Here is a 10085-nt window from a genome sequence, read left to right on the forward strand (position 1 = left end):
TCTTTCTCCTATAGGTAATTTTTATTTATTTGAACTTGCCTTTCTAAATTTGAAAGAACAATATTCTCAACTTGTTTTTGTTGCATCATTTCATCTAATTCTCTACCCACACCAACACTAGGGTCTGCTGGAATAGATACAATAGATACTTCATAAGGTTGCCACTTTGTTGCAACTTCACATGGCCCAATAAAGCGCCCATTACTAGATGTAGCACCTGCTCTTACTTCCTCCCAACAAGAGACTGTATAACCTACTGATACACCTTTTAATGTTCCACTTCTTACTTTCTTGTAAATCTTTTCACTCTCTTCATCATCATCAAAAACAATGTCACAGTACGTTCTTTTTTCTGTTGCATTACATATAGCATTTTCAATACGTCCAATGACCTTATCTCGATCATGATTAAAGAGTGATACACCCATTTCATTTAAACGCATAAAATCTACACATTCTTCATCATGGCAAAGAATTTCTTGGCCATACCATCTATTAACAGGTGTCTCACTTGAAAACGAAACAGATATCCTGCGTTCTTCTTCATTGACTTGTCTAATGGCTAGTGGAATACTTCTTTGTTGTGTTTCCCCACTATTCGGTCTTTTCTTCTCCATTTACTTCTTCACCTTCCTTCTCTTGCGGAAATAAGCCTTTTTCAAAAGCTTTTTCTTTGGCACGTTGTTTCATGACTTCCTTCCAATCAAGCCCTCTTGAACCACAAATGTTGGCCAAAGTATCCATACCAGATTCTAGAGCAAATTGGTTGGCTCTTACTTCTTTTAATGGATCTATCCAACTCCATCCTGGTGTAACCCAGTCATGCTTAAGGTATTTTTTTGTATTGCTCCAAAAGTCTTTAATAGGTAATTTCCCACTTAAGACTGCTGAAATAATAAATTCTATATAGACTTCTCTACAGAAATGATCTATCAAATACTTTTGTTCCATTTGATACGTTCTTTGGTCTTCTAACAATCCCTGTCTTGCACTTGAATAGTTAACCTGCGACATATCTCTAGAAGATGCCTCATAACTTAAGCCTTGTCCTGCTCCTGCAATACGTTGTTGAGTCATAATAAATTCTTTCGCATTGGATGATTGACCACTCGGATTAACCGTTGTTACATCATCACCTGGTTGTAATTCATGAATCATACCTGGACTAATAGACCTAACAGGATAACCACTTTTTTTATCTATGATTCCACCTCTACCAACTGTGCCTGTTGGTGTATTCTTTTTAATGAATACAGATAAGCAAGCTAAAATACGCTCTTTAACAGATATAGCTTCTACAAACTCATTGACCTCTTTGACTATCGGCATCGTTCTGGCCAACTCTGTTACTTCACGAATTTGAGTAGGTCGCTTCTTACTAAATAAATAGATTACCCTATTGGCTTCAATGCGCTCTGTACCACCTGTCCAGTAGCCATCTGGTGAGTACTGTTTAAAATAATAGGCAACAGGTCTGTTGTATTGATTGACTTCAATCCCTCCAATAATCCTATTTCCTTCTGAAGTTTTACTTAAAGAGTAAGAAGTATCTAGTTCATCTACCTCTTTTGCTTGCAAACAAAAAGGAATTATTCCATCATCTGTATAACATTTGATGAATATAATTCCTCCATCTACTTTTTTCCTTCTTACAGCCATAGCTTGAAACTCATCAAAGCATTGTGTCCCTGCCACATCACAATTTTTTGCATGACACCACTCTTCCCACAACTCTTCAATTTCAGCATTGAGTTTTTCATCTTCATTTCCATCTAAATCTGCTACCTTTGCTTGTGCCATGATACCTGTACCAATAACATTTCTTTCAAATGGATTGATAAGACCTTCTAAAATATCAGAATTTCTTTCTAGATCTCTTGCTCTTGCTCGTAAGACATCCCGATGCGCTTGATTTGCCTGCTCTGCTGTTCCATTAACGGTTGTCCAATTTGCATTTAGCCTACTTTTAGTGCCAGCATCATAAGACCTTAAGGAATCTCTCCATGCCATACGATTATAGGCCCATCTAGGCGATACTGCTGCTATGCCTCTATCAAGCCAGTTCATTTTCTCACCTCCTTTCAAGTACATCCCTTATCTTCTGTCAAAACAAGCTACAGTTACACCACCATAATTCTCTTGTTCACGTAATTCTTGCTCCAATCTTCTTCTTTCTTGATAAAGGACACTCAGCTCAGCTTTCTTAATTCTTCTACTGCCTATCTGATATTCCTGAGCACCTTGCTCAATTGCAGTAATTGCCATATTAATTTGATTAAGCCTGTCCATCTAAATCCACTCCTTATTATTATTTATCCAGTTATTTTGCTCTGTTTCTTCTACTTTTTGTTCATTACCTTGCGGCATCATATATCTTACATGTAATAGGTCTGCCGCTGCTGCTGCATAAACCTCACAGTCTAAATAGTGATTGTCTGCATGGCTTGTTTTGGTTTTCCAGACTTCTACATCTCGCCCGCCTCTTCTTTCAACAACCTTCTCTTCACTGGTAACTTGTTTTGCATAGTCCATATCTACACCATCATAGACCATCCATGAACCTATTCCATTTTCTTTACGCATCCTTGCATAAATCATATTTTTATATTGGCTACCATCTACAATGCATAACCTCATACCATAAGCGCAACTATCTATCTTATCAATATTTGCTAGCTTATATTTAGCTGTGATTGTATTTGATGAACCTTTACATGCCATGGCCCAATCTTGATTGTCAACACAAAATTGATAAACATTTTCTGTATCATTTCCAGAGTCAATTAAAGTCAAGTTCACAAGGTATGACTGACCGTTAGCACTACTAAAACTTTGATTCATAATAAAATCTATCTCTTCCCAAGTGTCTACCTTACCATGTAATATATTCCATGATGTCATATATGGTCCCCATGCTCTTATAGTGAAGTAGAAACAATCTTTTTGAACGTCTACACCTCCAGTAAGTATCAACGCTTCATCTGGTACAATACCTTCTGTATATTCTGATTGACGTTCAAATACAATATCACTATCCATCTTAGTTTTTGTATCTTCCCAAGGCTCTCCAAGCCAAGAGTTAATAAAGTTCATCAGTTTTTCAGGATAGTTGTGAGAAGATACAAACTCATAAGCTACATCTCCAAATCGAACCCACGGAGAATAAATAGCATTCAGATGAAAAGCCACAGAACGTTTGCCACTTCCATTTATACATCTCCATTCACCATTTCTAATCATCTGTGGTTTATGATTATCTTGAATAGTCTCCTGACAAGCTTCACATTCATAATAAGCTGTTTCTCTCGCTTCTTTAGGTGACTTTGTATCAGTCTTCCATTTAACTTGTTTAAAGAGTAGCTTTTGATAGGTACCACAATGAGGGCATGGTACGAAGTATTCATACTGACTGTCTGCATTAAGCCATTCTTGCCATATGGGACCTCTTTTCAATGTAGGTGTTGATGTTAAAAATATTTTCTTTGTATTAGGAAATGTTCTCGTACGCTCTTTAGCAAGGGATATAGGGTCAGCCTCTTTACCCGTATAGGTCGGATGTTTATCTACCTCATCAAAAAAAATAAATCTTACGGGTCTACTTGCTAAATCAGATTCTGAATTTGCTCCAACTAATACGATATACATCCCATTAAAGTTAAGCTCAAGTAATTTACTTTCATTGCTTCTATATTTTTCTGCTAACACTGGAGATAAATTGATCATCGGCTGAACTCTTTTTTTACTTGTAAACTCGGCAAGTTTTTCTGTTGGATAGACAATCATAGTGGGGCTAGGATCTTGGGCAATAACATAACCAATCATGTTGTTAAGGCACTCTGTCCCCCCTACCTGTGTAGGTTTTACAAATACTATTTTCTCTACCTCTATATCTGTAAAAGCATTCATAATACCTTTTAGATACTCTGTTCTACTAGTATTCCATTTACCTGGTTCAGCACTTGTTTGAGCATCTAATATACGATACTTATCTGCCCATTCTGAAACGGTTATTTTTTCGGGTGGTTTTAAAACTTTTAACGCCTGAAGAATCCAACTAGGAATATTAACCTTTTTACTTTTCTTTACAAATGCCATTTTCAGCAAACTGCTCCAATGCCTCATTTATAGTTTCTCTAATCTTATTTTCCACCCTTCTCGCTTCTACCTCGTCTACATAAGGTGCAATATCTACACCAATCTTAGCAACTAATCCAAGCGCCGAACGCTTAAATATAATGAAATATCTTTCAAGTTCAGCTATCGCATCCATTTTAAGTAGATAATCGCCCCTTGCAATAGCATTTTTTAAATCAGCATTTTCAGTCTGTGCCTTTTTAAGCTGTGTTTCATAAAATACTTTTTGATAGGTAATAGGCATCGTTTCTATATCTGTATCTTCTGGCATTTGCCTATTGGATTCATCTCGCCATTTCAAAACATCTGGCAAATACCAATAACCATGAGATATTTTAGGACATCCCTTCTTCTCCCACTGATTGACTGTCTTTTTAGTTACCCCAAAGGCATCTGCTAAAAAACCAGTCGATAAACATGTTTTACCTTCTATAATTTTAACTCCAACTTCTTTCGCCATATACTTCCTCCTAGGGTTAATTTAAAATTAAATATTTCCCAAGCTGTAGCCTTAGAGCCACAAAGCTTTCATGGACTTCATTTTTAATTTATAAAATCCTCATATTAACCTACTTTCAAAAATTTTATAATGACAGAAGCCTCGGGCCTCGCTAGACCCGCATAGCCCCCACCCTCGTCCAAGTACCTTTTAATTTTCGTCGTGCTTACTTATTCTCTCTTTCATTGATAAACAAGCTTACCCATTGATATTATTAGGTTTATATACTCTATATTAAGTTGTGTGATATTTTACTTATCTTATTATTCTGTTAAACTTCTCTTTTTGTTTTACTGTAATAGAAGAAACTCTTATAATTTCTTTACGGTTTTACCTTGCTCTCAATATGTAAAAGATACAAACTAAAAAGGTCATCTCTTCTTTTGAAAAGATAACCCCTTCATTAATTGATCTTTACTATCTTGATTCACACCTATATACCGTTTAGTAATAGATATATCTGAATGATTTAAGATATCCATAATAGCTGCAGCATCTTTGGTCGTTTGATAAAGCCAATAGCCAAATGTCTTACGCAACGTATGACATCCTATCTTATCTTTATATCCAAAATAACTTGCAGCATTGTTTAGAATCTGCCATACTCTTTGACGTGTAATAGGCTCATTCTTTCCTTTGCTCTTTCTAAATAAATATTCATAGTCTCTCTTCCCTTTTATGTAATGATGTAGTATCTTCTTAAGTTCATCATTGATAGGGAATCTTTTTTCCTTATCTGTCTTTTCTTCTCGTAAATATATGTAGTCTACATTTCTAACATCTCTTACCTTTAACGGTAATATGTCTGATATTCGTAGTCCTGAATAAATACCAAACATAAAGAGTACATAATCTCTTTCATTGTGCTCTCTTAGATAATCTGCAATATCCAATATAAGATTGAAGTCTCTAATTGGCTCTACTGTATTCAAACATATTACCTCCTTTATTTAATAATTTGTAATGATCAGCTCTCCATACTCTTTTCTAGCCTTTTGTTCTTTAGCTATTGAATAGGATACTTGTACTTCTTCTATGTTAAAATCTTTGTACCATTCTCTGACTTCGGGATGGTCGTTTATTGTAACTACAAATTTACCTTTTATCTTAGATAATGTATCTCTTAATAAAAGATGCTCTTGCTCTCCAAATTCATTACCATAACCTGCAGTTTCAAAATAAGGTGGATCGCAAAAGAAAAAGCTATGAGGTCTATCATATCTTTTGATAATATCCTCAAAGCTTTTATTTTCTACATATGTATTTCTAAGTCTTCCTTTAATGTCACTAAGTATACCTTGATAAAATATCTGTGGTGCGGGTATTTTACTTGTTCCATAGCCATATGTACTACCTTTCCCTGCAAAGCTTTGTGAGATGAGATATAGAAAGCGTACTGCTCTTTGAATATCGGTAAGATATTCAATTGTACAGTGCTTATACTCTTCAAACATGTCTCTACCAGAAAACTCATACTCTAGCACTCTTTCTATCTCTGGTGCATGGTACTTGATTATACGGAACATATTTATAAGTTCTTTGTCAACGTCATTAATCACTTCAACCTTACTCGGTTCTTTACCAAAGTATACCCATCCAGCTCCAAAGAATGGCTCTATGTAACAAGTATGCTCAGGTATTCTTTCTAAAATAGTCTTTCTTAATTTTGATTTTCCTCCCATACGAGGTATTGGTGGTTTCATCATTTGTTATATTCTCCTTTACAAAACAGTTTTTGATTGGGTTATTACACACCGTTTTGAACAAGGATTATTAAAACTAATATTTGATAGGTTACCCTATCTTTTTAATATTTTAGGGAATTAGGATGAACTCAATATTTAGGATGTTTTCTTTCGTTCACCCATTAACATATTAACATGGCAATCTATTCAGTGGCTGTTCAACATCTGTTCTTTCCTGTTCAAAATCTTCTATCATCTGTTCACTATTTGTTCAGCCTCTTAGCAAAAATAAGAAGTAAGTCATTAATAGCTTATCTCTTATAATATTTTTAGTCCCATCCATCAACAAAAAAGCTGCTTTCTATTAGTAAAGCGACTCTCTCTTTTACTTACTACTAATCGCAGTGTTTATAAATAATAAAACTCATACTTTAAATCGACTACAGTATATGTAGATTACAATTTCTTGCAAATATCAAGAACTTACACTAATTCTCCCTATAAATAAAACAAAAAAAGATACTAATCTAATCCCCATTAAAATTTAGTATCTTTTTCTATATTATATTCCCCTAAATAACTCCCAACATTAAATATTATATCACATTATAATATTTATCTCTATAAACTTTCATTAATTGTATATATTATTTTTTAATAGTAAGTAATATTGACTATATTTATATTAAGATGATATTATATATCTATAAGTATTACTTGTCTATTTAGTAATATTTATAAACTAGTCCTATGACTCCCCTAAATTTATAGGACTCCAATATTAAAAGAAGTAGATTTCCCCAATCTACTTCTTTTTTATGTAAAAACAGAAGTAGATTGGGGAAATCTCTCAATTAACCATTGTTATTTTTCCTCCGCCGCTAACAGCCACAATTGCAATTATCTTCATTAATTCACCTCGTATATCTCTATTTAATAGATACTAATTTACCTATCAATAAAATATCTCTTTTTTATTTTAACTTTATTGTATTTTTATAACTAAATCTATATTTAACCAATTAAAAGCATGCCTATGACTACTCTACTTTATCAATATAGATATACTTAAACAAAGGTAAATCTATATAGCTTTCATCTCCTTTTATTTTATTTGCTAATGCTTTAATCCCTTTTTCAGAATACCTTCTACACGTCGACTCACTCAATCCCATTTTTCTTGTTACATACTCCCAAGTATAACCCCCTATATATTTTAACTCTAATATATCTCTCCACTCTTTCTTGAGATCCATTAAGCTTAAGTCTATTCGCCTTATATAAAATTGTAATGAATCTATTTCGTCTTCTAAATCTACTTCCATTTGAATATTTTTAATAGCAATTTTTTCTACTATAGAAGTTACTTTATTTGTTTTTGCAGGTGTGACATCATACGCAGTACTTTTAATATCAGCTTCCCTATCATTATTTTCTCTTTCACTTTTCAATTTCTTTAGAAATCCTTTTTTCAGCTCTAACCTTTCTTTATATTCTCTATAGTTTTCTAAACACTCTATTGTCTCTTTTAAATATTTATTTTTCATCCTAATCCCTCCTATTAGCCAAACTTTCATTTGATTGCTTAAATAAGCACCAAAACACTTGGACTAAATCATCAAAATTTAATCCAAGTGTACAGGTCCTTATTCAATTAATCCTCATCAAAAAAACTTGCTGCCTCAAGTAAATCTTTATCCTCGTGATTATCTTCACCTTTAACTTTAACTACCATTGGGTTAAACTCTTCAAGGCATTTCCTAACTATGTTCTCTATCCTAATATCTAAGTCTTTTTCATTTAGTGATGTTTTTCTTTCCTCCATCATTTCTTTTCTAATACAGTAACGTATAAACTCCGATTTATTTCCTTTACATTTTGACTTCACATAGTCATGCAGCTCAGGATCATTATCAAAACCAACTGGCACTATATCACGTGGTTTACTCACTTAAACTTCACCTTCCCTATTTCAAGAAATCCTGCCACATTAGTCCACTGTGTTTCTTCAACAGTCTGAGCATGTGGTACGACCTCTTGAAGTGCTTCTTTAACAAGTATACTTGTCCCTCCAGTAACCACTATATCCATTAAGTCCAGTGGAAACTCTTTCTTTAAATCTGCAATGACTTCCTCAACATATGCCTTATAGATTTTACTTAAAGCCTTTTTACTTTCAGGCTCAAATTTCCCCTGGTACTTAATACCACCATTTAAAATAATATTTTCTATATCTCTTGGTGCTAACCCTCTTCTATATCTCGCTTCAAATTCTCGTTTAATCATGGCTTCTATATGCATAGAGCCTTGGTTGGTTGTCATCATAGAATTCGGTTGAGGCACGAGATTATCGTAAATACCAAAGTTCATGTTTCTTCCACCTAAATCAATAACACCTACTCGCTTACCTATAAAAAGTTCTTTATTTGTATAAACTACCCCTGACGATTCTGGCATAATCAATACTCTTTTAAAGTCAATATTTTGCAGTTTCCCATCTACTACAAACTTCTTAGGCTTTTGTTTAATGTTATCTTGAAAGGCTTTTCTATTCTCCTTACTTAAATAGATATTCGTAGGACATCCAATAACAGCTGCTATTTCTCCTTTGCATCCCAATCGATAGGCTGCTGTATATATGGCCATCTTATGTAGTAATGTATTTTTTTCAAGCCCGTAGTCTATCTGTTCACCTTGTTCTCCAATAATATATGTATCATCTTCATAAATAACTTTATTACTGTTTCCTGTTGCTTCAATATCTAAACTTGCTGTAAGTTGTGTACTCTTTGTTCTAAAAAGAACTTTATCCCCACTTGCTGCCAATGCCTTTGTTGCATATTTTCCTGCGTCTACTGCTATAATTTTCATCCTAGTTCCTCCATTTTGTATTACAATGTAATACATTTTCTTATTTTCGTGTATTACAATGTATTACATTTAGATTTTTGTAATACATTGTAATACAAATCCTATTCAATAACTTCTACACCCTCTAATGCTACTGTCACTTGAACATCACATGTAATTCCACAATGTTCACATTTTTGATACTCAACCATTGCATTGGCCCATTCAGATGTATTGATTTTCTCACACCTTGGACATTCCCATTTGATTTCATCAGACATATTTTTCTCCTTCCAAAAACAAATTTTGCTTATTGAATATTTTTTACTATTTACTTGTTTTTTATACTTGTGTATAATAGTTACGAAATAGGTTACGCATACGCCTTATTTCATAATACTTCTTTAGGATTTTAATATAAAAACAGTGACTTACCCTCTCTGAAATTATTCTATCAATCCTAAGGAAGTATTTTTTATGTTTATATAATTTTTAAATGGTAAAAATGAATTTTTATTGCTTATTACAAAAATATAATTTATAATAATTATTAGATAGTAATTATAGTCTTTTTATTATCTATTTAACTTCCCCTATATTTTCCTTTAACCTTTATAGGAGAAGTTATCAGTCATTAATAACTTCCCTTAATGGAATACTCCCTTGGTATCTAAAGATGTTTTTATTTTCAGCCATATAAAGAACAAACATACTCCTACCACCAAGGGGGTATTTTTTTGGCCAAAAACATTTTTTATTGCTTATACTAAATTCTTAATTTATAATAATTGTTAGATAGGACTCCTTTTCTTAATTGATATACATACCTATCTATAAAATATCCCTTGGCTATTAAAAGTAAGAAATCCATCTCCCATTACTGTGGTTATATTTCTTTGCCAAGGGATATTTTTTTA

11 protein-coding genes are annotated in these 10085 nt (G+C 33.3%); all 11 read right to left on the reverse strand.

The genetic code is table 11. From position 1 onward, the window contains the following. Window positions 1-8: 8 nt before the first annotated feature. Entirely contained in the window at window positions 9-617 is a 609-nt protein-coding gene (locus PBV87_RS11190; RefSeq protein ID WP_271012339.1) for an HK97 family phage prohead protease, read from the reverse strand. Next, window positions 595-2067 (reverse strand): phage portal protein, encoded by a 1473-nt coding sequence (locus tag PBV87_RS11195; protein WP_271012340.1) that lies wholly within the window; start codon window positions 2065-2067, stop codon window positions 595-597. The genes PBV87_RS11190 and PBV87_RS11195 overlap by 23 nt, the downstream gene beginning before the upstream one ends. A gap of 27 nt (window positions 2068-2094) precedes the next feature. Beyond that, entirely contained in the window at window positions 2095-2289 is a 195-nt protein-coding gene (locus PBV87_RS11200) for a peptidylprolyl isomerase (protein ID WP_271012341.1), read from the reverse strand. Beyond that, entirely contained in the window at window positions 2290-4122 is a 1833-nt protein-coding gene (locus PBV87_RS11205) for a phage terminase large subunit family protein (RefSeq protein ID WP_271012342.1), read from the reverse strand. Then, entirely contained in the window at window positions 4073-4594 is a 522-nt protein-coding gene (locus tag PBV87_RS11210) for a hypothetical protein (RefSeq protein WP_271012343.1), read from the reverse strand. Before PBV87_RS11210 ends, PBV87_RS11205 begins: the two co-directional genes overlap by 50 nt. A gap of 410 nt (window positions 4595-5004) precedes the next feature. Further along, window positions 5005-5565: a site-specific integrase gene (locus PBV87_RS11215; protein ID WP_271012344.1), complete on the reverse strand. Its 561-nt coding sequence runs from the start codon at window positions 5563-5565 to the stop codon at window positions 5005-5007. Window positions 5566-5583: 18 nt separating this feature from the next. Next, window positions 5584-6339 carry a DNA adenine methylase gene (locus PBV87_RS11220; RefSeq protein ID WP_271012345.1) on the reverse strand — a complete coding sequence of 252 codons (756 nt, stop codon included), beginning with the start codon at window positions 6337-6339 and terminating at the stop codon, window positions 5584-5586. Between the two features lie 1019 nt (window positions 6340-7358). Next, window positions 7359-7865: an RNA polymerase sigma factor gene (locus PBV87_RS11225; protein WP_271012346.1), complete on the reverse strand. Its 507-nt coding sequence runs from the start codon at window positions 7863-7865 to the stop codon at window positions 7359-7361. 107 nt (window positions 7866-7972) lie between these two features. Then, the gene (locus PBV87_RS11230) at window positions 7973-8269 is read right to left on the reverse strand and encodes a hypothetical protein (protein WP_271012347.1); all 297 of its coding nucleotides are present in this window, start codon (window positions 8267-8269) and stop codon (window positions 7973-7975) included. Then, complete coding sequence (locus PBV87_RS11235; protein ID WP_271012348.1) at window positions 8266-9189, reverse strand: ParM/StbA family protein; 924 nt, start codon at window positions 9187-9189, stop codon at window positions 8266-8268. The genes PBV87_RS11230 and PBV87_RS11235 overlap by 4 nt, the downstream gene beginning before the upstream one ends. A 101-nt stretch (window positions 9190-9290) precedes the next feature. Further along, window positions 9291-9449 (reverse strand): hypothetical protein, encoded by a 159-nt coding sequence (locus PBV87_RS11240; protein ID WP_271012349.1) that lies wholly within the window; start codon window positions 9447-9449, stop codon window positions 9291-9293. Between the last annotated feature and the right edge of the window lie 636 nt (window positions 9450-10085).

Source organism: Holtiella tumoricola (assembly GCF_027857615.1).
GTDB lineage: Bacteria > Bacillota > Clostridia > Lachnospirales > Cellulosilyticaceae > Holtiella > Holtiella tumoricola.

Excerpts from the sequence above, each read along its gene's own strand:
- PBV87_RS11190 (WP_271012339.1), bottom strand. The coding sequence starts at position 617 with ATGGAGAAGAAAAGACCGAATAGTGGGGAAACACAACAAAGAAGTATT.
- PBV87_RS11195 (WP_271012340.1), bottom strand. The coding sequence starts at position 2,067 with ATGAACTGGCTTGATAGAGGCATAGCAGCAGTATCGCCTAGATGGGCC.
- PBV87_RS11200 (WP_271012341.1), bottom strand. The coding sequence starts at position 2,289 with ATGGACAGGCTTAATCAAATTAATATGGCAATTACTGCAATTGAGCAA.
- PBV87_RS11205 (WP_271012342.1), bottom strand. The coding sequence starts at position 4,122 with ATGAGGCATTGGAGCAGTTTGCTGAAAATGGCATTTGTAAAGAAAAGT.
- PBV87_RS11210 (WP_271012343.1), bottom strand. The coding sequence starts at position 4,594 with ATGGCGAAAGAAGTTGGAGTTAAAATTATAGAAGGTAAAACATGTTTA.
- PBV87_RS11220 (WP_271012345.1), bottom strand. The coding sequence starts at position 6,339 with ATGATGAAACCACCAATACCTCGTATGGGAGGAAAATCAAAATTAAGA.
- PBV87_RS11225 (WP_271012346.1), bottom strand. The coding sequence starts at position 7,865 with ATGAAAAATAAATATTTAAAAGAGACAATAGAGTGTTTAGAAAACTAT.
- PBV87_RS11235 (WP_271012348.1), bottom strand. The coding sequence starts at position 9,189 with ATGAAAATTATAGCAGTAGACGCAGGAAAATATGCAACAAAGGCATTG.
- PBV87_RS11240 (WP_271012349.1), bottom strand. The coding sequence starts at position 9,449 with ATGTCTGATGAAATCAAATGGGAATGTCCAAGGTGTGAGAAAATCAAT.